At 51.2% G+C, this 23263-nt stretch carries 19 protein-coding genes; all 19 read right to left on the reverse strand.

What is annotated here, in order from left to right; all coding sequences use genetic code 11:
• Positions 1-26: 26 nt before the first annotated feature.
• The 19 genes from A0U42_RS10555 to A0U42_RS10640 all read right to left on the reverse strand — a co-directional run bounded on the left by A0U42_RS10555 (position 27) and on the right by A0U42_RS10640 (position 23254).
• On the reverse strand, positions 27-533 hold the full coding sequence (locus A0U42_RS10555) for a shikimate kinase (RefSeq protein WP_065360942.1): 507 nt from the start codon (positions 531-533) through the stop codon (positions 27-29).
• A complete protein-coding gene (locus tag A0U42_RS10560) occupies positions 523-1356 on the reverse strand; it encodes a shikimate dehydrogenase (RefSeq protein ID WP_065360943.1) in 834 nt (277 codons plus the stop codon). The genes A0U42_RS10555 and A0U42_RS10560 overlap by 11 nt, the downstream gene beginning before the upstream one ends.
• Positions 1357-2208: a prephenate dehydratase gene (gene pheA / locus A0U42_RS10565; protein ID WP_065360944.1), complete on the reverse strand. Its 852-nt coding sequence runs from the start codon at positions 2206-2208 to the stop codon at positions 1357-1359.
• Positions 2208-3302 carry a chorismate synthase gene (gene aroC / locus A0U42_RS10570; RefSeq protein WP_065360945.1) on the reverse strand — a complete coding sequence of 365 codons (1095 nt, stop codon included), beginning with the start codon at positions 3300-3302 and terminating at the stop codon, positions 2208-2210. The genes pheA and aroC overlap by 1 nt, the downstream gene beginning before the upstream one ends.
• Before the next feature lies 1 nt (position 3303).
• Positions 3304-4590 (reverse strand): 3-phosphoshikimate 1-carboxyvinyltransferase, encoded by a 1287-nt coding sequence (aroA, locus tag A0U42_RS10575; RefSeq protein ID WP_065360946.1) that lies wholly within the window; start codon positions 4588-4590, stop codon positions 3304-3306.
• Complete coding sequence (gene aroB / locus A0U42_RS10580; RefSeq protein ID WP_065360947.1) at positions 4587-5660, reverse strand: 3-dehydroquinate synthase; 1074 nt, start codon at positions 5658-5660, stop codon at positions 4587-4589. The genes aroA and aroB overlap by 4 nt, the downstream gene beginning before the upstream one ends.
• Positions 5641-6528 carry a prephenate dehydrogenase gene (locus A0U42_RS10585; protein WP_065360948.1) on the reverse strand — a complete coding sequence of 296 codons (888 nt, stop codon included), beginning with the start codon at positions 6526-6528 and terminating at the stop codon, positions 5641-5643. Before A0U42_RS10585 ends, aroB begins: the two co-directional genes overlap by 20 nt.
• 17 nt (positions 6529-6545) lie before the next feature.
• Entirely contained in the window at positions 6546-7568 is a 1023-nt protein-coding gene (gene aroF, locus A0U42_RS10590) for a 3-deoxy-7-phosphoheptulonate synthase (RefSeq protein ID WP_065360949.1), read from the reverse strand.
• Between the two features lie 92 nt (positions 7569-7660).
• Positions 7661-7828 (reverse strand): hypothetical protein, encoded by a 168-nt coding sequence (locus A0U42_RS11680; RefSeq protein ID WP_176698867.1) that lies wholly within the window; start codon positions 7826-7828, stop codon positions 7661-7663.
• A gap of 165 nt (positions 7829-7993) precedes the next feature.
• Complete coding sequence (locus tag A0U42_RS10595) at positions 7994-8899, reverse strand: polysaccharide deacetylase family protein (protein ID WP_065360950.1); 906 nt, start codon at positions 8897-8899, stop codon at positions 7994-7996.
• 5 nt (positions 8900-8904) lie between these two features.
• Positions 8905-9693 carry a selenium cofactor biosynthesis protein YqeC gene (gene yqeC, locus A0U42_RS10600; RefSeq protein WP_044505363.1) on the reverse strand — a complete coding sequence of 263 codons (789 nt, stop codon included), beginning with the start codon at positions 9691-9693 and terminating at the stop codon, positions 8905-8907.
• A gap of 22 nt (positions 9694-9715) precedes the next feature.
• Entirely contained in the window at positions 9716-10525 is an 810-nt protein-coding gene (locus tag A0U42_RS10605; protein ID WP_065360951.1) for an FAD binding domain-containing protein, read from the reverse strand.
• 20 nt (positions 10526-10545) lie between these two features.
• Positions 10546-11277 carry a suppressor of fused domain protein gene (locus A0U42_RS10610; protein WP_065361031.1) on the reverse strand — a complete coding sequence of 244 codons (732 nt, stop codon included), beginning with the start codon at positions 11275-11277 and terminating at the stop codon, positions 10546-10548.
• A 567-nt stretch (positions 11278-11844) separates the two neighbouring features.
• The gene (gene sdaAA, locus A0U42_RS10615) at positions 11845-12729 is read right to left on the reverse strand and encodes an L-serine ammonia-lyase, iron-sulfur-dependent, subunit alpha (RefSeq protein ID WP_044505362.1); all 885 of its coding nucleotides are present in this window, start codon (positions 12727-12729) and stop codon (positions 11845-11847) included.
• Positions 12730-12739: 10 nt separating this feature from the next.
• On the reverse strand, positions 12740-13399 hold the full coding sequence (gene sdaAB / locus A0U42_RS10620) for an L-serine ammonia-lyase, iron-sulfur-dependent subunit beta (protein WP_065360952.1): 660 nt from the start codon (positions 13397-13399) through the stop codon (positions 12740-12742).
• Positions 13400-13413: 14 nt separating this feature from the next.
• Positions 13414-17037, reverse strand: a complete 3624-nt coding sequence (gene addA / locus A0U42_RS10625; protein ID WP_065360953.1) for a helicase-exonuclease AddAB subunit AddA — start codon at positions 17035-17037, stop codon at positions 13414-13416.
• Complete coding sequence (locus tag A0U42_RS10630; protein WP_065360954.1) at positions 17024-20431, reverse strand: PD-(D/E)XK nuclease family protein; 3408 nt, start codon at positions 20429-20431, stop codon at positions 17024-17026. The genes addA and A0U42_RS10630 overlap by 14 nt, the downstream gene beginning before the upstream one ends.
• Positions 20432-21065: 634 nt before the next feature.
• Positions 21066-21713, reverse strand: coding sequence for a GntR family transcriptional regulator (locus A0U42_RS10635; protein WP_065360955.1), 648 nt, complete (start codon positions 21711-21713; stop codon positions 21066-21068).
• 368 nt (positions 21714-22081) lie between these two features.
• Positions 22082-23254 (reverse strand): pyridoxal phosphate-dependent aminotransferase, encoded by a 1173-nt coding sequence (locus A0U42_RS10640; protein WP_065360956.1) that lies wholly within the window; start codon positions 23252-23254, stop codon positions 22082-22084.
• Between the last annotated feature and the right edge of the window lie 9 nt (positions 23255-23263).

Consider the following 23263-nt stretch of genomic DNA (forward strand, 5'->3'; position numbering starts at 1 on the left):
CCCTAAGGGGATATCTGTTTCGGGAGTTATTCAATCGTTTCAATAAGGGTTTCAAAGGAATCTAATACTTCCTCGATGGTTTTATCATTGAGAACACGGTAATCGGCGGCATTGCGATAAAGGCCAATGCGTTCGTCGTAAAGGTCATATACTTTCTGTTTTCCGTCTTTTAAGAGGGGCCGCGTCGATACGTCAACATCGCTGACGATGTCATCAGGTGAGCGATCGAGGAAGAAGACGATGCCCGTCTGTTTAAAGATTTCGATGTTTTCCGAGCGCTTGACGACGCCGCCGCCGCAGGCGACGACCGTCCCTTCTTTAGCCGCGAGCGTCTTGCTGGCCCGTACTTCGGCATCGCGGAAGCAATCTTCACTGACGGCAAAGAGTTCGGGAATCGTCTTTCCTTCTTGGGCTATGATGACGTCATCGGCATCGAAAAAGTCCCGTCCCAGACGCTGTGCCAAAGCTCGTCCGAAAGTCGTCTTACCGCTGCCGGGCATACCGATGATGATGATGTTCTGTTTATTTTTCATAATAATGTTCCATCTCCTTTGCAATCTGTTCAATAACGGTCGAGGCAATTTCCTGATCCATCCAAATTTCTTCAGAGCCTATGGCCTGGGCAACGAGCATGTACATGCCGTTTAAGGTCTTGGCACCATGGCGCTTTGCGGCCTGCAAAATGCAGGTATCTTTCGGATTGTATACGATATCGACGACGGCCGGGAACCTGGCCACAGCCGATTCCGATATGGGACAACCGTCGATATTGGGAAACATGCCGACAGGTGTGCAGTTTACCAGGATATCGCCGCGGCAAGACGTTTCAAAAGTATGATAATCGATAGTTTCGACGCCGATGCGTTTCGTAAAGGCTTCAAAATCCGTCTTTGAATGAGGTCTCCGCGATACGACGACGATAGATTTTGCCCCGTAATCAAAGAGGTATTGGATGATAGCCCGGGCTCCACCACCGGAACCGAGGACGACGCACTCCTTATCTTTCACAGAGATGCCGGCATGAGCCAAAGAGCGGCCGAATCCGCAGTAATCTGTATTGTATCCGAAGGTACCGTGATCGGTAAAGTGAATCGTATTGACGGCGCCGATAATCCTGGCTTCCCGAGAGATATCCGTCAAATAGGGCATGACGTCTAATTTATAAGGAATGGTAACGTTGGCCCCGGTATAGCCTTCATAGCGAAGGCGCCGCAGTTCATTGGGAATGTCGTTGCGGTCCATTTCTAAGACGCCGTAGCGAGATTTATCCTGAACTTGTAAGATGCGAAACAGTTTGTCGTGGATTGCCGGAGAAGCCGTATGGCCCAGTTTAGCTCCGATGACGCCTAACTTCATCTATATCCCTCCTCGGTCGGATACGTAGTTGCCTAGAATTTTAAAGTAGTTGCAGTGTTCTGCCAGATTATGCAGTACCCGGGCCGTTGCCGGATCGCTGAGATTTCCCATGACATCGATGTGGAAAAAGTATTCAAAAGGCCTCCCTTTAAGGGGCCGTGACTCCAAGTGAGTCATATTCATACCGTTGTAGAAAAAGTAGCCCAAGACGTGATACAAGGCACCGGGGCGATGCTGCGTCGTCAGGACCAAGGTGATTTTATCTGCCTCCGGCACTTCTTCCCGGTCAGCCGTAATGATGAAAAAACGAGTATAGTTCTGGGTATTGTCGTTGATTGATTCTGCCAGTACGTCCAATTCGTACAGCTTGGCTGCTGTCTTATTGGCAATGGCCCCGATATAGGGATTTTTCATATCCCGGACCTTTTCGGCGCTCTCCGATGTGCTGAAATAAGGGTGGAGCTGCCACTTTGGATGATGTTTCAGATAGTCCCGGCACTGATTCAGTCCCTGAATATGGGAATAGACTTCACGAAGGTCGTCAATCGTTGTCCCCGGCAGGCCGAGCAGGCAATGGTCTATCTTGACGTATTTCTCTCCGACGATACAGCAGTCATAGCGATGGATGAAGTCATAGACATCGGTGATTCCGCCGGTCGATGAATTTTCAATCGGCAAGACGCCGTATCGGACCTTCCGGGAAGCGACGGCTTGGATGACGTCTTCAAAATGCGGGAAATACGCTGCCGCAAAATCCCGATCGTCGAAATAGAGCCCCATGGCTTCATCCGTATAGGAACCGGGCCGGCCGAAACAGGCGATGCGCAGTTCTTTCTCACCAGGTTCCTCCATTACAGACACCGCCCTTTCGTCGACAGCCAAACGTCGAGGATGGCCCAGGCTGCTGCCGCTTCGACGACGGGAACGGCCCGTTGGACGATGCACGGATCGTGGCGGCCTTTGATGACCAGTTGGCAGTTTTCCTGCGTATCCGTATCAATCGTATCCTGCTGCTGGCTGATGGATGACGTCGGCTTGACGGCCAGGCGGAATACGAGGGGCATGCCGTTGGTAATGCCGCCGTTGATGCCGCCGTTGTGATTGGTTTTGGTCTTCACCACACCTTCTTGGTCGTAATAGAAAGCATCGTTGGCCTCTGAGCCGCGAAGGCCGGTTAAAGAAAAGCCGTCGCCAAACTCAATGCCCTTTACGGCAGGCACGGAGAACATCATGTGACTGAGGCAGCTTTCAACGGAGTCGAAAAAAGGATCGCCTAGACCTGCCGGAAGGCCCGTAACCATACATTCGATGACGCCGCCGACGGAGTCGAGGTCATTTTTAGCGGCTACGATTCGTTCTTCCATCGCCGCGGCCTTTTTCTTATCGAGGACGGGAAGGGTTTCCGCTTTTAAGGCCTGCAAAGTTTCTGCCGATTCACCGAGGGGCGAAAAGCTCGCATCCGTGACGTCAGCCACGCGCAGGATATGGGATCCGATGACGACACCTTTACTGGCCAACATCTGGGAAGCGACGGCACCGGCAAAGACCAACGGCGCCGTCAGCCGGCCGGAAAAGTGGCCGCCGCCGCGGTAGTCGTTGAAGCCGCCATAACGGATCTTGCCGGAGTAATCGGCATGGCCGGGCCGCATGATATGGCGCAGCTGATCGTAATCCCGCGAATGCTGATCGCCGTTGCGGATCATAGCACATAAAGGCGTCCCCGTCGTATGGCCGTTAAAAAAGCCGCTTTGGATTTCAAAGGCGTCTTTTTCCGACCGCGTCGTCGACAGCTTATTCTTTCCCGGTGCCCGCCTGGCCATTTCCTGCCTGACGTCCTCCCAGTCGATGGCCATTCCGGCCGGAAGGCCGTCCAGTACGGCGCCGATGGAAGCGCCGTGAGATTCCCCGAAAATCGTAAGGCCGATGGTCTGTCCAAAGGTATTCATCTTATCCTTCCTCCTTTTCAATGATACCGCCTAAGGTCTCGAAATCCTGCCAGAAGTCGGGATAGGATTTACGGACGCAGTCAGCACCTTCAATCCGAAGGGGCCGGCTGCAGCGCTGGGACGCGACGGCCAGTGCCATGGCGATGCGGTGATCATTCCAACCACTGACTGTACCGCCCGTAAAGCCATCGACGCCGTGAATAATGAGTCCTTCTGCTTCTTCTTCGACGTCGCCGCCGATTTTATTGAGCTCCGTCGCCATGGCGTGCAGGCGATCGCATTCTTTCAGGCGTACCCGACCGGCGTGGATGATGCGGGTAATCCCTTTGGCACAAGAGGCCAATACAGTCAGGACCGGCACCAGATCCGGGCAGTCCTTCACATCGATGACTCGACCGACAAGGTCCGACGGGCAGGCCGTCAATTCCGTCTTACCTTCAATTTGGCCGCCCATGTCGCGGATGAGGGATACGATGACTTCGTCGCCCTGAGAGGAGTTCTGACGAAGGCCGGGGCAGCAGACGGCCCGTCCCAAGGTCCCGGCAGAGAGCCAAAAGGCTGCCTGGGAGTAGTCCCCTTCGACGGTATACGTACCCGGCTGATAAGACTGGTTGCCGGCAATGCGGTAAGAACCGTCCCATTCTTTATCGATGACGACGCCGTGATGGCGCAGGCAGTCGATGGTCATGTTGACATAACTTGCCGATTCAAGAGGCGTCGTACTGCGAAGGTGCGAATCACCGTCGAGAAGGGGCAAGGTCATGAGCAGTCCCGTAAAGAACTGAGAGCTCACATCGCCTCGCAGCGCGTAGGATCCGGCTGTAAGACGGCCTTCTACCGTCAAAGGCAGGCCGCCGTCTGTCGTATCATAGGCGAGGCCTTTTTCATCAAAGAGTTGATAATACGGAGTCAATGGTCTTTTTGCCAGCCGGCCTCTTCCGGAAAAGGTGCAGCGGTTGCCGCTTACCACGGCGACGGGAACGAGGAATCGCAGTGTCGACCCCGACTCGTTGGCATCGACCGATAAAGTCCCGGACTGTTTCCGTAGCCCACCTTTGACGAGGTAAGCCGATCTTCCGGGATGAACCGAAGCCGCCGGTGTAATATCGGCACCTAAGGCATTCAGGATGTGGCAAGTCGCCTCGATATCCTGTGATAAGGAGATATTGTCAACGAGACTCTCGCCGTCTGCCAGGGCTGCGCAAATGAGGTCGCGGTGACCGATGCTCTTCGAAGACGGAGCTTCTACCGTCCCCTGCAGGGCCTGTGGTTTAATGGTTACATTCATGGAGCGACCTTCTTTCGGATGTATTTCGGCAACTCCTCTGCCTCAATGGGCAGCAGTCGTCCCTTGCCGATTTCTTTCAAAATGATAAGCGTCATGTGATTGCCCCTCATCTTCTTATCATTACTGATATAGGGGATGAGGTCGGCTGCCGAGGCATCGACGTCGACGGGCAGGCCGTAGCGGCTGAGAAGTTTTCGAAGCCGCATCGCCGTGCCTTCTTTCGTAAGGCCCATCGCCTCGGTAACGCCGGTCAGCATCGACATGCCGGCGGCGACGCCTTCGCCGTGTGTATAACAGCCAAAGCCGTAGCAGCCTTCGATGGCATGGCCGATGGTGTGGCCGAAGTTTAAAATCATGCGTTCCCCCATGTCGAGGACGTCTCGTTCGACGAGATCGGCTTTACTCTTACAGCAGCGCTCGATGATTTCTTCCCAATGATCAAAAACAGTTTCATCGTCGAGGTTTTCTAACAGTTCAAAAAGCTCCAAATCGCGGATACAGCCGTATTTAATGACTTCCCCCATGCCGTCGTGGATAAATCGTTTGGGCAAGGTCTGCAGCAATGCCGGGTCGATAAGAACGCCTTTGGGCTGATAAAAATTACCGGCCTGGTTCTTGCCGCTCGGCAAATCGATGCCGACTTTTCCGCCGACGCTGCTGTCGACCTGGGAAATGATCGTCGTTGGAATTTGAATAAAGGGGATGCCCCGCAAGAAGGTCGCAGCTGCAAAGCCGCCTAGATCACCGACGACGCCGCCGCCAAAGGCGATGACATAGTCGCTGCGGGTAATTCCCGAATCGGACAGGGACTGGTATAAGGCGAGAAGGGATTCTGCACATTTATGTTCTTCTCCGGCCGGGAAGACCAGTCGATGAACCCGAAATCCTGCCGACTTCAGAGAATCCTCCAACCGCGGTCCATAGAGGGCATCGACATGGGAGTCGGTAATGACGGCTAAGGTCTGCGACTTGGTCAGGCTGCGGATGTAGTCGCCGGCCCGATCTAGCAGGCCATTTTCAATATGAATATCATACGAATCTTTTCCTAATTCAACGTGAATGTGTTTCATAAACTAAGTCCCTTCTCCGCGCAGCGGCTTGCTGTAAAAATCGGGTCATGCCTTCCGTATCTTCCGCTGAGAGCATGGTCGAAAAATCATGTAAAGCATTTCGGAAGCAATCGATTTCATGTATGAGATTCTCTTTATTGGCTAAGAACAGGCTGGTCCACAAAGCGGCATTGATGTCGGCTACGCGGGTACCGTCGCGAAAGCTGCCGGCTACGAAGTATTTGGTCATCGTGTCCATCGATTCACTGTTAACCAAAGCCGTCGCCAAGACGTGGGGCAGGCAGCTGGTATAGGCAATGAAGCGATCGTGTTTTTCCGGCGATACGCGAACGACATGGACACAGCCCAGAGCCATGGCCATACTGGTAACGGCCAAAAGATGATTTTCCTTATTCTCTGCCATCGGCACAAGGATGTAATTGGCATTGTTAAAAATGTCGGCACTGGCCATGGCATAGCCTCGCCCTTCCCGCCCGGCCATGGGATGACCGGGGATGAAGTCGACGCCATCCGGGAGGAGGACCTTAATGGCATCGGCCGTATCGCCCTTGATGCCGGCCACGTCAGTTACGATCGTCCCCGGTGCAAAGAAGGTCTTATGTTCCGCCAAAAATCGGATCATGACCGCCGTCGCCGTACAGAAAATAATCATCTTAGCCCGTTTCAAAGCGGGGCTTCCCGTCGTATAGACTTCGTCGACCATCCCTTCCTGTTTAGCCTTTTGAAGGGCCTTCTCATCGGGATCGACGGCGATAATATGCTTCGTTCCGATGCGCCGCAGGCCGCGGGCAAAGGAGCCGCCCATAAGGCCCAGGCCGATGATAGCCACCGTCTCATTTGTATTAAAACCACTAGCTTCCGTATCCATCACATTCCCTGCTTTCCTTATAATTCCCGTCCCACAATGGGCGCCAATTTACGAAGCGAATCCATGAGCTCCGTAAACATGGCCGGGGTAATCGACTGCGCACCGTCGCACAACGCCTTATCGGGATTATTATGTACTTCAATCATCAGCCCATCGGCACCGGCAGCCACGGCGGCTCTGGCTAAATCAGCAACCATCCAGCGTTTTCCCGTCGCATGACTGGGATCGACGACGATGGGCAAATGGCTTTGCCTTTTAACGGCAAGGACAGCGCTTAAATCCAGGGTATTACGGGTGTATGTCTCAAACGTCCGAATGCCCCGTTCACAGAGGATGACGTTGCGGTTGCCTTCAGCCATGATGTATTCCGCCGACATGAGCCATTCTTCGATGGTCGCGCAGAGGCCTCTTTTTAATAAGACAGGCTTTCTCGTCTTGCCCACTTCTCGCAGGAGGTCGAAATTCTGCATGTTACGAGCCCCGATTTGGATGATATCGACGCCGTCTTCAAGAAAGACCGGCAATTTATCGGCCGACATGATTTCCGTGATGACCGGAAGTTTTGCCTTGCGGCCAGCCTCACGCAGCATATCAAGCCCCTTATTTCCGAGTCCTTGGAAGGAGTACGGCGACGTCCGCGGTTTAAAAGCTCCGCCGCGAAGAACAGCTGCCCCGGATTTTGCAACGTCACAGGCGACGCCTTCGATCTGCTCCGGTGTTTCAATGGAGCAGGGACCGGCAATGACGGCTAATTTTTTACCGCCGATAGAAACACCGCTGCTGCCGACAGGAATGACCGAATCCTGAGGATGAAAGGCACGGCTGGCTCGTTTGTAAGGGACTTCGACACGCATGACTTTATCAACAAATTCATAGCTTTGCACCCTTTCGACATCGATGACACCGGTGTTTCCGACAAGGCCCATGACGGTCTGGCGGGTACCTTTACTGATGTCAATCTGCAGTCCCTTGGCTTTGAGGCTGTCAATCAATGGTTTTACTTCTTCTTTTGTCGCATTTGCTTTCAACACAATAATCATTGTCGTGTCTCCTCCCTTTCAAATAAAAAAAGCAGGCTCCCATGAGCCTGCTTCAAAAAGCCTTTATGTCTCGCCTGTCCCTCGTTCCTTTCTTATCCGGCTAAAGCCGGCTTCAAGGGAACAGATAGAAGTCTCCTCATGTCTACATCAGTCGTATTGAATTCGTCGCACCAAAAATAGCCAGCGCTAAAATACAGGTAGCCCCAGCCAAAATAAGTAAAGACGTATTCAATTGCCTGACGTAAGCATGGCATATTCATAATGATCTCCTCATTTAAAAATTCGTTGTCGTCATTGTATACCTCAACGAGATAGTTGTCAAGGCTAAAAAAACAAGGATTCTCTGTATAGATATGAGAATCCTTGTAGATAATCGTTTAACCAGTCGTTTTTTTACATACTTTATACACATAGCATGTATGCTTTTACCAGGACGGCGGGATAGCCGTCGTAACGACGCGGAAGGTATAACCCCGGTCTTTTAAGAGCTTAATGATGGCCGGCAAAGCGTCGACCGTCGCGCCATGACCCGAGGCATCATGCATGAGGATAACCAGATGGCGGTGAAGGTACGGCCGCAGTTCAAGCTGCTGTTTAATATTCTCAACGGCCTTTCCGGCAGACTTCCCGGTACCGTCAGCATCGCCGGTCAAGGCATTCCAACCAACTTCGACATACCCGAGTTCTTCAATAGCCGGCCAAAAAGCATCGGTAAAGTGCCCTTTTGTTCCGCCCGGTGCCCGGGAGATAATCGGCCGGACGCCGATGATATTATAAATTGCCTCTTCGGTCTCCATCATTTCACCGATATACGCCTTAGGCGATTGGTATATTTTTTTATAATCATGGGTATAGGAGTGAAGTCCCATGGCATTGCCGGATTGATAAATCTGCTTGACCACATCAGGGTAACGGACGACGTTCTGACCGGTCAAGAAAAAGGTGGCCTTTATATTTTCTTTTTTCAGGATTTCCAAGATCCGCGGCGTATTCTTATCATTCGGTCCGTCATCGAAAGTCAGGTACACGACGTTGTCGCCGTAATAGTAATCCCTCACTCCGCCATACGTCGTCGGAAGGCCTTTTTCCTGACGCTGACGAGTCGTATATTTATCATAAACCGGTTTATCATTATCCACAGCAGGCAGAGAAAAATCGTCGCCGACGAAGGCCACATCGGGTTTTGAAGAAAAAACTTCCTTCACCGGTGGGACGTGGCTCTCTTCCGCCGCAGCAATGACTTCATCGCGGTCGACATTCAATAGAAAGCCCAAGGTTACCAGGGCAGCGCACAAAATACATCCAAAAAATAATCTTCCTGTTTGCTTCATTCGTACTACATCCGTTTCTTTCTTACATTATCATAATTAATATACTGCCGTATCGTGCAGGTTTCTCGATAGCCGTCAGCCAGGACACTGGCCGTAAGGTCGAAGTCTTCAAGATCGTCGAGGAGCGCTTCCGTCATGCGGTGCTGGACGGAATTATAACCCGTGCAGAAAAGGATGCGCGTGCAGCGCGTACCGCGGAACAAGCCGCGCGGATGCCGGATGAGCTTAGCCAACATGGCCGGCGTAATAACGGCACCGCAAGGACGTCCCATGATAGCCGCCGCCGTTTCGACACCCTCTATCTTATCACCGCTGATGACATTGCCCAACATTTGCAGGTTGAGGACACCGATGACCGTATCGCAGCTTTCAGGCAGGGGGATATCGTCAGCCAGGGGTGCCTTGAGCCATTTATCACGACCGGCATCTCCCTCGATGAGGATATACCAAGCCGGATGACGCTGTTTGATTTCATCGATGACCTTAGGATCAAGGCCGATATAGCAGTCCTGATCATCGAGACCGGCAAACCAGGCCGGCACGTGTCCGGCTGCGATTCGTTCGGCACAAAAAGCTTCACCCTTTTCTACATCTTTCGTGCAGATGACGTCAAACGGCTCGACATTATCGACGCGCATGCTGTCCATGGGAACGATACTGCTGACCATCATAGGCAAATGGCCTCCGTGGCCATACGTGCCGAGACGCTCTAATACTGTCGTCTTTCCGCCGGCGCCTACAATGGCCGTAATTCCAGGCTGCAGCATACGCCGCCAACGATTATCTTTAAACATGAATGAACCCCCTTTTATACGCCTAATTTGCAATATGACGGCTGTATCCCTTCGAAGCCGCTTTAATAAGACTGCGAACCATTTCAATCGTCAAACTCCGCCGTTCCGCTTCCGAGCAGGTACCGAAATTCCCAAAATCCAGTTCTTCACTGGCTAAGTGGGCTACATTTTCCTTAACCGCCATGCCCTTTTCCGTCAATTCATCACTGGCTGACCGGGCAATGGCAGCTGCTCCGGGACGGCCGCCGACGACGATGCGCCATGAATCATCCCGAAGTGACGCTGCGCCAACCAAATAAGGTTCATCCGACGGCAGCCGCCGATAGGCCTTATAAGCAGTATACACTTCTTCTCGGGCAATGGAAATACCCGTAACCAATTCGCCCATGGGAGGGCACTGCAGGTAATCTTCTAAACTCATGCGCCCCTTATCCTGGAGCAGCACGTCGACGTGCAGAGACAGGAGAATCGGCAGCAGCACGGAAAAAGCACCTTTCCCTGAAATAACGCCGCCAAGAGTTCCGTAGCGCTGAATATCTTTATCGGCAATATCACTGATGGCACGGCTGACGGCTCCACCGGCCAGTTTCTGAATGACCGGGGAAATCTTAATCTGCCATAAGGGCGTCATGGCGCCGATATCGATTTCATCGCCTTCCTCTTCAATGTAGCTGAGCCCGGCCTTCGATAGATCAACGGCCAACTCATAATGCTCTTTTCTATATTTCAACCCCTGCGTTCCCGCCAAAAAAACAGCGGACGCAGCCTGACGATAGGCATCATAGGCAGCAGCCGGACTATCTGGAACGAGCGTCGTCGTACTGGTAATCACAATCGTCCATCCACCTTTCTTTAAGGCCCCGTATCGTCCTCGAGGGCGATATTCGGCCGATCTTTATTGAGCAGGAAAGAACCGCCGCATTCATCGAGAACCGCATCGACCAAGCTGTCAATGCCAATATCGCTGCACAGATCCATTTCCTCCTTATATAAAAGGATAGGCATGAGAAGTTCCACTGCCGTCCCATCGGGCATCTTAACGCCTCCCAGCTGTCCTTCAAACTGAACGATGACAATGCCGGACAGCGCTGTATCCTCAGCAAAAGACTCCGGTTTTTCCCGATTGGGCAGCAAAAAGCCATACCCCATCCATACGTCGTGAACGTGGGGAAAGCGGCCCAATTCCATGAGCAGCCAAATCGGCCAGGCCGCCTTATCATTCAGTGACAGGCCCCGCTCTCGCCGAAAAGGCCAGCGAGCCGGAAGGATGAGACACAATTCACTGTAGCTTTCGTTCGCCGCCGCAAAGTTACCGGACGGATAGCGCATGGGCGCCGCACTCATGCCCATGGTATGAAGCAGGTAAAATGGCTCTTCCTCCGTCGGGTACAGGATTTCTACATCGATGGACAGCGGTGTGCCAATGGGATCTCGAAAAACCTGCCAGCGGCGGTGAGGAAAAAGGCGGTGGAAATACTGTTGGACAGCCTGTCCGTATTCATGGTGCAGCCCATTGATTTTTTTTGTATCCGTTAAGGAAAAAAATCGAGGCCGACAGGCGGTCTGTAACGGTAAGGTATTCATGGAATCTCCCCCCTTTGCGTTATACTCAACTTCATTATAACATAAATATTCCGTCTTTTGGCAATCAAAAAAGGGGCGGCGCAAATGCGAAGCCCCCTCTTTCACGATTATGACGATAACCGTTTCAGAGTCGCCAGCCTCCTTGTCGGAGAGATTCCCTGCGGACCGTATCGCCTGTTCAATTGACGGGATATATCATAGCAACAAACCTCAAAATTGTCAACTCAGAGGGCCGCAAACTGTCTTGTAAAAGGCCGGGCGGTATAGTAAAATAAGAAGTAACGAACCGAACTATATTAACCGCAAAGGGATGACTTACATTGAAGGTACGCTGGGTAGAACTGAATCGTTTCGAAGCTGAATTGATCGTTGAATTTACCTGTCAGCCTAAGGATGCTCCCATTTCTGCCAGCCTATGCCGAATGATTTACCGCCGTCTCGAGGGACAGCCGGCACTTGCGCAAAACCGAGCAGAGATAAGGGAAAAAGAGTAGTACAGGAAGAGCCGGAAAGACTGCCTATGGGCAGTCTTTTTTCATGGCCCGAATCTCCCTGAAAGCGTTTTTTTTATGCTTCCATCGCCTTTTCCAATCGGGCAGCAATGGCCTTCCCCGTTTCCGTCCGAGCGAGTCCCCCGTCGGACGTTTCCTTTAATGCCACCGGCATGATTCGGCCGATTTCAGCCATAGCCGCAATGACTTCATCCGGCGGGATAACGCTCTGAATCCCGGCCAGCGCCATTTCAGCTGCTGCCAGCGCTTCAACGGCAAAGACGGCATTTCTCTTGACGCAGGGTACTTCCACTAATCCGGCAACGGGGTCACAGGCCAACCCCAAGGTATTTTTCAGGCACAGGGCAAAAGCCTGTAAGATCATATCGTTACTGCCGCCAGCCATGGATGCCGCCGCTGCGGCTGCCATAGCGGCTGCCGTGCCACATTCAGCCTGACAGCCGCCGACGGCGCCGGCAACGGTGGCATTGTGAGACACGACGGCGCCGATGCCCGATGCAATAAACAAGGCGTTTACCATGGCTTCTCGGGAAATATTCAGTGTTTCGGCCTCGGCCATCATGACGGCCGGAACGATACCGCAGGACCCGGCCGTCGGGCAGGCGACGATTTTAAACATCTTGGCGTTCGCCTCACTGACCGCCAAGGCATAGATGGCGGCTTTATGGGCCAGTGCTCCCAAAAGCGTCGGCGTGCTCCCGGCCAATTTATGGGCATCGCCGCCGACAAGGCCGCTGACCGATTTTCCCGGGTCGTTCATACCGGCATCGATGGATTCCTGAAAAACATCGAGGCGGCTGTCCATCATAGCCCGTACTTTTTCTTCCGAAACTTCCGATGACTCTACTTCATGACGGACGACGATATCGGCCAAGGTCGTTCCTTCTTTTTCGGCCAGAGTCAGCAGGTCATGAAGGCTATTGTATTCATATTTATACATTTTATTCCTCCTAAATAGGACGCAGTGTCACGACGCTTTCGATGGCCGTAATGTTCTCAATCATATGAACGATTTCCGGCGGCACGGCACTGTCCGTGCAGACGATCATGACGGCCGTTGCATTTTTAGCACTGCGAAATACACGCATATTCGATACGTTGATATGGCCGATAGCCAGGACCGTCGTCGCTTGGGCAATGATGCCCGGCTGGTCGCGATGAACCGTAATCAGTGTATGTTCTTCCCCATTTAAGGCCACTTCGGCTCGGTTGATTTCACGGATTTCAATTTTACCGCCGCCGAGAGATACGCCGAGGACTTCAACCTGCCTTCCCGAAGCCCCGGTCATGGCAATGCGCACCGTATTGGGATGGTGGACTTCGGCATCAGAACGCTGAAAATCGATTTCGAGCCCCGCCTCTTCCGCCAGGCTGAAGGACGTTCTCAGGCGGACATCATCCGCCGAAAAGCCGAGCAGGCCGGCGACCAGCGCCCGGTCGGTACCATGGCCCTTATACGTTTTAGCAAATGAACCGTAGACGGTGATGACGGCTTTTTTCGGCTCGTCTTTCAAAATCTCTCGGGCCATGAGCCCGATGCGGGCAGCCCCTGCCGTGTGGGAACTGGAGGGCCCGATCATAACCGGCCCGACAACATCAAAAACACCCATGAGAAAACCTCCTTTTACATCATAATTTCACGCTGTAAATGAAAACTATAAATATAGGTTTCCCGGACGGGAATCCCTGTAATCTGCTCAACAGCCTGTTTGTACAAAGCCAGCTGTACGGCATACCGCTCTTTAAAATCATCATCTTGTTCCAACCGGTCCGACTTATAGTCGACGAGAACCCAGCCGTCGTCTTCGCGGAATAAACAGTCGATGACGCCTTGAATCAAAAAGCGTTCTCCCCCTTCGATCTCCGGCAAGGGTCCTCCGGCCAACAGAACCGTAAAAGGATATTCACGGTGCAGCACCGGCGAGGCCGCCATCCGTCGTCCCAGAGAGGACCGCCAAAAAGAAGCTAAGACCGGAACATATATCAGTGAAGATTCTTCCGGACTGAAGATTCCTCGTCGAACGAAGGTTGCCAATTCCCGGCGAAGCGACCCTTCTGTATGATCGGCAGCCGGCGTAATATACTGCATAGCCTTGTGAAGTGCTGTACCGCGCTGAGCTCCGCTGACACCGTCCCCTTCATCTGCCAGCCAGGGCGGCAGATCGTCGAAGGGGTTCTGAGCTTCATGCTCCGGTGGAAGAATCGCGGCCGGAGAAAGGGCCAACCCATTCTCTTCAGCCAGTTCTTCACTCTGCAGCTCATGATACCTTCGCTTGACTTCAGATACAGAAAACTTGGCAGCTGTCGTAACGGCCTTAGGGAAGGCGTACTGCCAGGACAACTGCCGATCGAGCCAATCGGGAATAGGCGTATCGGTCATATCCCCGCGACGCAGGGCCTCTAATCGAGGTTCTCCGGCCAGGACTTCTTCCGTCAGACCGGGAGCCGGTTCCGAAGAGACGATGCGAAGCTGCCAGCGGTCCCCTTGCCAGAACGCTCCGGCTCGGATAGTTTCGGCATTGACCTGGTTTCCAAAATAGGCCGCTACCGTAGGCATGACCCAATCAAAGTACGAATTGCCCTGAGCCGGATCGAGTCCGTCAGCCCAGCGCGCCCAATGATCGGCTGCTTTAGAATCATGCCCAATGAGGATCAGCTGATCCCGGGCCCGGGTCATGGCTACATAGAGTACCCTTTCTTCTTCGGCCGTCCCTTCCCAGCGAAGTTTCGCTTCAATGCCGCTCCAGATGAGGGTCGGATAAAACATTCGCCACGTCGAATCATACTGCTTAAGGCCGATTCCCAGCTCATTGTGGAAGAGAATCGGTTCCTGCAGATCCTTGCGGTTGAATTCTTTTCCCATGTCGGCGACGATGACGACGGGGAATTCGAGACCCTTGCTCTGATGAATGCTCATGATACGGACGACGTCTTCTTTTTCACTGACGACCTTAGCCGGCGCCAGATCGAGTCCGTCTTCCATCATCTTATCGATGAGCTGCAAATAGCGGAAAAGGCCGCGGAATCCGGCATCTTCGTATTGCTGTGCCCGGTCATAGAGGGCCTTCAGGTTGGCCTGACGAAGGTCACCGCCGGGCATGGCGCCGACGAAGTCGACGTAGGCCGTATCGGCATAAAGCCGCTGAATAAGTTCAGCAACGCCTTGGCGACGACTGTAGGTGCGCCATTCTTCAAAATGACTGATAAAATCATCGATATCTTCTTTCAACGGATCCGCCTCGTCAAGGGAGGCGGAAAAGGCCGGCAAATTCTGCCACAACGTCTCGTCGCCCATAAGGCGCAATTCGGCTAAGGCCGTCTCATCGAGTCCGACCAGGGGTGAACGCAAAACGGCGGCCATGGGAAGGTCCTGCTCCGGATTATCGATACAGCGTAAAAGAGCCAGCATGACCTGGACTTCAACAGCGGCGAAATAGCCGCCTCGCTGCTCGGCATATGACGGGATGCCCCGTTCCTGAAGGGCCTCAATCAATTTATCGGCTTTATTTTTCATCGACCGGACGAGGATGACGATATGGCGATACGATAAGGGCTCTAAGGTCCCGTCTTTTCGGGCCGCCATCTTGCCGCTTTCCAAGAGTTCACGGATACGGGAAGCCACAAAACGCGCTTCCTGTTCAAAGGCCGTCAGTCCTTCATTGTCACCGGATGTGTCGACTAAATCGACTTCCGTCGGGCCGCCCAGCCAAGACGGATCTTCCGGCGCCGTCCGACCGGCGTAGAGCTTCTCTCTTTCACCATAATCCATGCCGGCTGCATCCATCGTCATGGCCCGGGAAAAGACATCGTTTACCGCATCGAGAACGAGGGGTACACTGCGAAAGTTCCGACCCAAGTCGATGCAGCGCTGACGGGCCTCGGCATCGCGGCTGAACGTGCGGTATTTATCCATGAACAGCGTCGGATCGGCCAAGCGGAAGCGATAGATGCTCTGCTTGATATCACCTACCATAAAACGATTGTCATCGGACGAAACGAGGCGAGCAATCAATTCCTGTACGCCATTCGTATCCTGATATTCGTCGATGAGGACTTCTTCATACTGACTGCGCAATTCTTCGGCTGCCGCCGAGCGTATCGGATTATCCGGCGTCGCTTCGGGACTGAGAAGGATTTTTAAGCACAGATGTTCAAGATCACTGAAATCGAGCCATCCCTTGTCCCGTTTCGCCGCCGAAAAGGCTTTGGAAAAATCCAAGGTCAGCGTGACCAAACCGTCCATGATCGGCTTCATGGCACGGATTCCGTCCAGCCAGTCTTCCGATGATGCCGAAAAATAGACGGGCTGCAGTGTTTTCGTAACGTCTTTCTTGACACTGTCCCGCAAGGCCTTACACTGCTCCCAAACGGCCTTGTCGTCATCCGATAAGCCGCGCAGCGTCTTTAAGCGAGAAAATTCAACGGCATTGATGCGGCATCTTAAATCGTCCCAACGACTTTCGCCGGCAGCCGCTTTGAGCGACTCCTGCTCCGATGAAAACTGATCGCAAGCCGCCGAAAAAGCATCTCGCTGTCTCAGATGATACAAGGCGCGTTCATACAGGGAAATATCCTTTTTTAGAACTCGCTGCACAAAATCTTTTACCGGCTGTACCCAGGGCAGGTCATCGAGAGTCGTATCAGGACCGGTTTCATAAGCCAGTGCCGACGCTTTCAGCCAGTGTTCCGGCCAAGCCAAACTGCGGGCATAGGTATACATGCGGCTTACCGTATCCATCAGGACGTCATCGCCGCGGTCACTACCGAACATATCGGCCAAGGGATAGAGAATAGCCGCCCGGTCCTCGTCTTCGTAGTAAGACAAAAAGACGTCCGATAGTACTTGGCGGCGCAGGAGATTCAATTCTTCCTGACCGGCAATGGAAAAGGTCGGGTCCAAGTCGATAGTATAGAAATACTTGCGAATGACGTACTGACAGAAGGAATGAAGTGTCGAAATATGAGCCGACGGCAATAAGGCCAGCTGCCGTTCGATGCGCGGGTCTTTCGTTTCCGACAAGGCCTTCATCAAGGCCTGACCGACACGGTCCCTCATTTCAGCCGCAGCGGCGTTGGTAAAGGTAACGACCAACAGTTCCGTAATGTCAATGGGATAGGTCTTATCCAACAGGCGGCGAATCATACGCTCGACCAGGACGGCCGTCTTCCCCGAACCGGCAGCCGCCGACAGGAGCAAGGTTTGTTTTCGGCTGTCAATAGCCGCCTGCTGTTCATTAGTCCACGCCATGGTCGTCATCTCCTCTGTCAAAAATAGTCCGTATCATGTCATCCGTATCTTCCTTGCCGGCTGCATCGTAAGTATTACCGGCCATCGAAAGGTCGAAGCGGCAGACAGCTCGATACGGACAGTACTGACACGGTGTCTGCTGCTTCAGCATGACCGGACGAATGGAAATATCGCCATCACCAATGCCGCCGGCCAAGTCCTGAAGCTTCTGTGAAGCCCAAGCCAGGAGGTGACTCCAACCGGCCTCGTCGTAGATCGTCTTCGATGAGTCACTTAAGGTACCGTCTTTCTTCAATCGTAAGTTCAAAAAGTCCGAAAATCCTTCCATGGACCGATCCAATTGTTTCATGACGTCGCCGTCATTCAGGTAAAATCCGGTCAATTTGCCCTTAGCATCGTACGCCTTCTTTTTATCGGCCTCATCGATACGATACGACAACGACACTTTGTCATTACGGACGTAGCAGTAGAGCACGGCTGCCGGAACAGCATCATCACCAATATTGAGCAGGGCGACAAACATATAGGTCAACAGCTGCAGCTCCAGTCCCATAAAAATTTGACTGATATCAAGCTGTTTCCGCCCCGATTTATAGTCTATGACGACGACATACGTACGATCGTCCTGGCGCAGCATATCGATGCGGTCGATTTGACCGGTAATGACGACGTCGAGGCCGCTTTTTAAGGTAAAATGAAGGGCTTCCCAAGGACTTCCGGGGCGGCCGAAGGATTTTTCCAGACCCGTCATCCGGAATCCCGAAGCTGCGCTGAAAGCACAGAGACGGCGGACCGTGCGAGTCAGCGTTTGGATGAGTCGCTCTTTAATCTGTGAAAAGTAAGCATTCGACATGAGAATGTCGTGCTGGACCTGCGGTGCCAGCTCATCCGTCGCCTGACGGCAAATCGCCGGCACCTCGTCATCGGGAATATCCTGCCACTGCTTCTTTTCTCGAAGCAATTTTTCACCGATAATGCGCAGCGCCCCATGGACGAGCATCCCCAGGTCCGGGGCGGCAAACTGATAGCGCCGCCGTTCTTCAAGATTAAGTCCATAGCGGGAAAAGTACGCAAAAGGGCAGTTCCGATACTGTTCAAATTTCGTAACCGACCCGCGCAAAACACCGTCCGGTGCAAATAAGCGGCGTACGAGGTTAGCCGGCAGTGTCACCGGTAAGTTCGTATGGAAGAGTCCCTGGACAGCCCGTACGGCCTGATGGTGCCAGCCATGCTTAAAGGCCCAGTCATAGAGGGCCCACCACGTATCGTCCACGGCCTGCCCCGCTAAGGCCGGCCGCAGCTGACCGGGCAAGTAATGAAGTCCCGCCGGCAGGGCCAAAACCGGCTTTTCATCCTGAGAAAAATCCATCGAATCATCCCGGCGAATGATATCTTCTACATATCCCTTATCACAGAGTTGATGAATCCACGACGACTTTTCCACAGCACTGCCGTCATCGTCGGCTACCATATAGGAAAGGACAAAGCTTTCCTGTGCCCGGGTCGCTGCCAAATAGAACAGGAACCGTTCCTGGAAGGAACGAAACCGGCTTCCCGGCCCGAGAACGATGCCGAGATCAGCCAGACTGCGCCGTTCCTTATCACTGAACAGCCCTTCTTCACTACTGTGCTGCGGAAAAATGCCGTCGTTGACGCCGCATAAAAAGACGACCGGTGCCTGCATCGTATATCCTCGTTCGACTGAGGTAAGGGTTACATGATCCAAAGTCGGCGGAATGAGGCTGAATTTGAGTGTAGCCAAGCCGCCCTCGATAATCTGAGAAAATTCATCGATATCGGTCACATCGTCGCCGCAGAAGTCGACGATTTCCGTAAGAAAATCCATGATTCTCTTCCAAACCTGTTCGTTCTCTTTTCCGGCTTCGGTCTGCCCTGCCGCTTCATCGTCTTCCTGCCAGCGAGAAAGGGCAGCCGGGACGCCGAGGGTCCGCAGCCATTGGTACAGTAAGGTACACCAATCGCGGAGGCGGTGTACCTCCTGAGATGCCTCCCAAGCCGGCATCAAGATATCCCGCACGGTTTGACAGATGGCTTGAATCCGCTGGAGCTGAACTTCTTCGCGTTCCTCAATAATGGCTTGGCCTTCATGACGACGGCCATAGTTCCACGCCTTTCCACTCAGCCAATGATAGCCTTGTATGCCGTAGGCCAGACAATAGTTCTCCAAGTCATCGACATCTCGGCGGCTGATGGGAAAGAGGTCGCTTTTAAGCAGGCGGAACAAGGCCTCATGAGACCAGCGGCTGCGAAAAACGCTGAGCAGTGCCGAAATGGCCTCAGCGGCCGGATGGCTGGTCATGGGACGCCGATAATCGCTGAAACAGGGAATCCCGTAACGGCGAAAGATGCGTTCCATCCGATGGTGATACATGTCGCTAGACCGAGCCAGGATAAGAAAATCGCGGAACCGCCGCCCCTTACGGCACTGGCGGAGGATTTCCCGAGCAATATTTTCTATTTCACCGTCTTTATCCTGACATTCCCAAATGGATAGGGCCGATACCGGATGGGACTGTACCGCCGGAACAACTTGGAAGAAGTCCTCCTGAAAGGCCGTCAAGGTTTTCGGTGGCTGTTCCGGGACGACGGCCGTTTCCAGATGCGGAAAGAGGCGCTGTAAATCGCGGTATACCTCATAGGCCCGATGAAAGAGGGCTGTTTCCCGTCGCTGCTGCAAAAGGTGGTCGGCATCGATGGTCAAGGTAATGGTCAATCGGTCGGTCACCGCTTCGATTTGTTGTAAAATATTCATCTGCTGCGGCGTAAACCATTGGAACCCATCGACCCAAACGCGGGCGCCCTGCAAAAACGAATCCTTGTCGACGGTCTTCGCCAATAGCGTCATGGTATCATCAGCTGATCCAAAATGGTCGCTTAAAAAGGCCTGATACATCTCGTATAATAAAGCCATATCCTGGAGCTTATGGGATAAGGTCGTACTGGAAACAGATTCAGCCGCTTTACGCAGGTCATCCGGGGATACACAGAAAGAGCGGCATTCCCCTAAAAATCGACCGGCCGTATCGGCAAAATTAGGCTGTCTGGCAGCCGTCTGCAAGAGGGAAAAATCTTTTTCGCCCTTGTGAAGCAAGCGCTGTAAAATAATCTTCCGAGCCAACTCTGACAGCGATGCATGAGAAAGGCCTTGCTCTTGAAACACATTGTAGGCTAGTCGGGAGAAGCCGACGACCTGTGTTCCCACAAAGCCCTGCCCTTTAGCGTGTTCAGCCAACCGCCGTTCAGCGCCGTATGTCGCCTGGTCCGGGACTAGGAGCATCGCCTTTCCGCCCCTTGCTTCCCAGTCCTGCAGCTCTTTAAAACATTGGGACGATTTGCCGCTTCCGGCCTTGCCCATTAAAATGGTAACTGCCATAAAAGTGCCTCCTTACGCCAATCTGATCTACCCCTATTATACCCGATTTCCACTGGAAACGGACTGATAAATTATCGTATCCTCAGACAAACAAATAAAAAAATAGGTTCTATTGAATGTTGGCGCCTTATAGACACATTCGATTCATAAGTGCCTCTATTTCATATAAAATAAGACATATCTACTCCTATCCGTTCTCTCAACTACCACCAAGAACCGAAGGCGTATAGATATGTCTCTTACTTTTTTATCGAAAGTCTTTCCACTGGGACTAGCCATCGGTGAAAGAAATAGACAGGTAGACCGCAATACCATGAGGACACCCGAGACACTTCGGTCTGAAGCTTCAATGCAATATTGTTGTAAGCCAATATATGGGGATGTAATTCGTTAATCCAGCATTCGAGTCAGCTAGACGAACGTTATTATCACTGCGTCAGCTCCGTTTAAACAATGAATTATCGGAGAAGGTCGTTCTAGTTTTCATTCATACCTCATTCAAAGAACGAACACGGATATGCGCCTATCGTAAGTTCTGAAAGGGATTCCTCAGGTCAATCAAATTCACGTTTCATCTAATGGAAAGGACTTAATCGGCTCATATAGCCGAATTCATTATACAATCAACCTCTTACTATTTTTTATAATTCCCTGTCAAATTGACATAACCATTTATGACATTATCCTCAATAGCCGTCACAAAAGATTCCTTATCCTTTTTCTCTAGTGACTCAATGATTTGCTCATGCTCATGGATAGCTGCAATGGCTCGACCTTCCATTTCACTTCCGATGATTCCAAGCATCAAGGCCTTATTATATAAATTGTCAATGATATTTTTAAATTTGCTATTTTTGTAAATGTCTAAGATGTACTTATGAAAATCCACATCCTCTACCATAAAGGATTGATAATTTTCATCTTCTAGAAATTTCTTTTGCTTCTTTACACTGTCTTTTAGCCATTCAATGTTTTCCTCATTAATCATGTCGAAAGCTCTTTTAGCAGAAAAGGTTTCTATGGCAGCCCTCAATTCATAGATTTCTCGGGTTTCCGTTATTGTAATCGGTTTTACAAAAACGCCCTGTTTCGGAAGTACGGTTACAAAATCCTCTAATTCCAATTTTTGAAATGCATTGGTAATAGGAGTCCGACTTATACCAAGTTCATCACTCAAGGCATTGATGCTGATTACCTCGTTCTGTTTAAATTTACCATATAAAATGTCATTTTTTATGATCCGATAAGCTTTCTCGGTGAGAGTTTCTCTTTCTTTTTTCAAAGCATACTCCTAAATAAGTTAGTACTAATTATTATAGACAATTTGTCACTAATATTATAGCAAATTTATTATCAATATCATAATTACAAATCATTTTCTAAAAAGAATCTGTTTCCTGGTCAAATAAGTGAACTATCAAGAAAAAATAATTTATAGAGTAACGAAATCACTCTTTAAACTTGAGCCCAAAAATCTAACCGGGAGCAATGCCGACTGATGCCCTCCTTCCTAGCATTAGACCTGGACACTGCAACAGCCCCATTACAGGGCCCGAAAAAAAACTATCTGTATTTTTTCGAGCTGCTGCTTAACAAGCAGCAGCTCGAAACCATAAAACAGAACCACTTATATTAAGTCTAATATTTTTTCTATAATTTTGCTACCGCTTTTCTAATTTTTTCAATGGCTTTTTCAATATTTTCTGTCGACGTTGCATAGGAGAGTCTTAAATGACCTTCACCGTATTCACCAAATGATTTCCCGTCTAATACGGCAACATTGGCTTCTTCCAGCAAGTAGTCTGCAACTTCTTCTGAACTCATGTTGAGTTTAGTAATATTGGGGAATACATAGAAGGCACCTTGCGGCGTTTTGCAACTGATTCCATCAATGGAATTCAGCCCGGCAACGATCAGGTCTCTTCTTCTCTTAAATTCAGCGACCATCTTATCGACATCGTCTTGAGGTCCTTCCAGGGCTTCTTTCAAGGCTCTTTGCGTGAATGCAGCCGTGTTCGAGGTTACGTTGGCAACTAATTTTTCAACTTTTTCGCCAATCAGGGGGTGCATGATTCCATATCCGGCCCGCCAACCTGTCATGGCATAGGTTTTTGAAAAACCGTCCAGGATGATAGTTTGATCTTTCATTCCTTCAATACTTGCAATAGAGGTCGGTTTCACGCCATAATTAATTCTTTCATAAATTTCATCAGATAAGATATAGATATCTTTGCCTCGAACTAAGTCGGCAATATTCTTCATATCTTCTTCAGTCAGGACTCCACCCGTAGGATTGGCCGGCGAGTTCAGAACAATTAATTTTGTCTTATCATTGATTTTACTTTTTAAATCTTCAATATCAACCCGAAAATCATTTTTTTCAACCAATGGCATGGGAACCGCCTTGGCTCCGGTAAAACGGATTAAGGATTCATAGATAGGATAACCCGGATTGGGATAAATGACTTCATCGCCCGGATTGACCAGCGCCATAAAGGTATAAAACATGATGGGTTTACCGCCGGGAACGATAATGACTTCCTCCGCATTGGTGTCGATATTTTTAGTTTTTTTAGCATATTCTGCAATGGCTTCTCTGACATCCATCATCCCGGCATTAGGCGTGTAATGCGTGTAGCCATCTTTCAGAGCTTGTCTGCCGGCTTCTACGATGTTTTGCGGAGTGGCAAAATCGGGCTCACCAATTTGAAGGTGAATAATATCAGCACCCTTGGCCTCTAATTTTCTACACTTAGCCAAGACTTCAAAGGCTTTTTCTGTTCCAATGTTATTCATCCTATCTGCAAATTTAAAATTTTTCATGATATCCTC

The organism is Megasphaera sp. DISK 18 (assembly GCF_001682955.1).
In the GTDB taxonomy this organism is placed as follows: Bacteria; Bacillota; Negativicutes; order Veillonellales; family Megasphaeraceae; genus Megasphaera; species Megasphaera massiliensis.

Bases quoted from the DNA above. Each gene is read 5' to 3' on its own strand.
- A0U42_RS11680 (WP_176698867.1), bottom strand. From the start codon at position 7,828: ATGAATATGCCATGCTTACGTCAGGCAATTGAATACGTCTTTACTTAT.
- aroA (WP_065360946.1), bottom strand. From the start codon at position 4,590: ATGAATGTAACCATTAAACCACAGGCCCTGCAGGGGACGGTAGAAGCT.
- sdaAA (WP_044505362.1), bottom strand. From the start codon at position 12,729: ATGTATAAATATGAATACAATAGCCTTCATGACCTGCTGACTCTGGCC.
- A0U42_RS10640 (WP_065360956.1), bottom strand. From the start codon at position 23,254: ATGAAAAATTTTAAATTTGCAGATAGGATGAATAACATTGGAACAGAA.
- A0U42_RS10610 (WP_065361031.1), bottom strand. From the start codon at position 11,277: ATGAATACCTTACCGTTACAGACCGCCTGTCGGCCTCGATTTTTTTCC.
- addA (WP_065360953.1), bottom strand. From the start codon at position 17,037: ATGGCGTGGACTAATGAACAGCAGGCGGCTATTGACAGCCGAAAACAA.
- A0U42_RS10630 (WP_065360954.1), bottom strand. From the start codon at position 20,431: ATGGCAGTTACCATTTTAATGGGCAAGGCCGGAAGCGGCAAATCGTCC.
- aroB (WP_065360947.1), bottom strand. From the start codon at position 5,660: ATGAAACACATTCACGTTGAATTAGGAAAAGATTCGTATGATATTCAT.
- A0U42_RS10595 (WP_065360950.1), bottom strand. From the start codon at position 8,899: ATGAAGCAAACAGGAAGATTATTTTTTGGATGTATTTTGTGCGCTGCC.
- aroF (WP_065360949.1), bottom strand. From the start codon at position 7,568: ATGATTATTGTGTTGAAAGCAAATGCGACAAAAGAAGAAGTAAAACCA.
- A0U42_RS10560 (WP_065360943.1), bottom strand. From the start codon at position 1,356: ATGAAGTTAGGCGTCATCGGAGCTAAACTGGGCCATACGGCTTCTCCG.
- pheA (WP_065360944.1), bottom strand. From the start codon at position 2,208: ATGGAGGAACCTGGTGAGAAAGAACTGCGCATCGCCTGTTTCGGCCGG.
- yqeC (WP_044505363.1), bottom strand. From the start codon at position 9,693: ATGTTTAAAGATAATCGTTGGCGGCGTATGCTGCAGCCTGGAATTACG.
- aroC (WP_065360945.1), bottom strand. From the start codon at position 3,302: ATGAATACCTTTGGACAGACCATCGGCCTTACGATTTTCGGGGAATCT.
- sdaAB (WP_065360952.1), bottom strand. From the start codon at position 13,399: ATGGGTGTTTTTGATGTTGTCGGGCCGGTTATGATCGGGCCCTCCAGT.
- A0U42_RS10555 (WP_065360942.1), bottom strand. From the start codon at position 533: ATGAAAAATAAACAGAACATCATCATCATCGGTATGCCCGGCAGCGGT.
- A0U42_RS10585 (WP_065360948.1), bottom strand. From the start codon at position 6,528: ATGGATACGGAAGCTAGTGGTTTTAATACAAATGAGACGGTGGCTATC.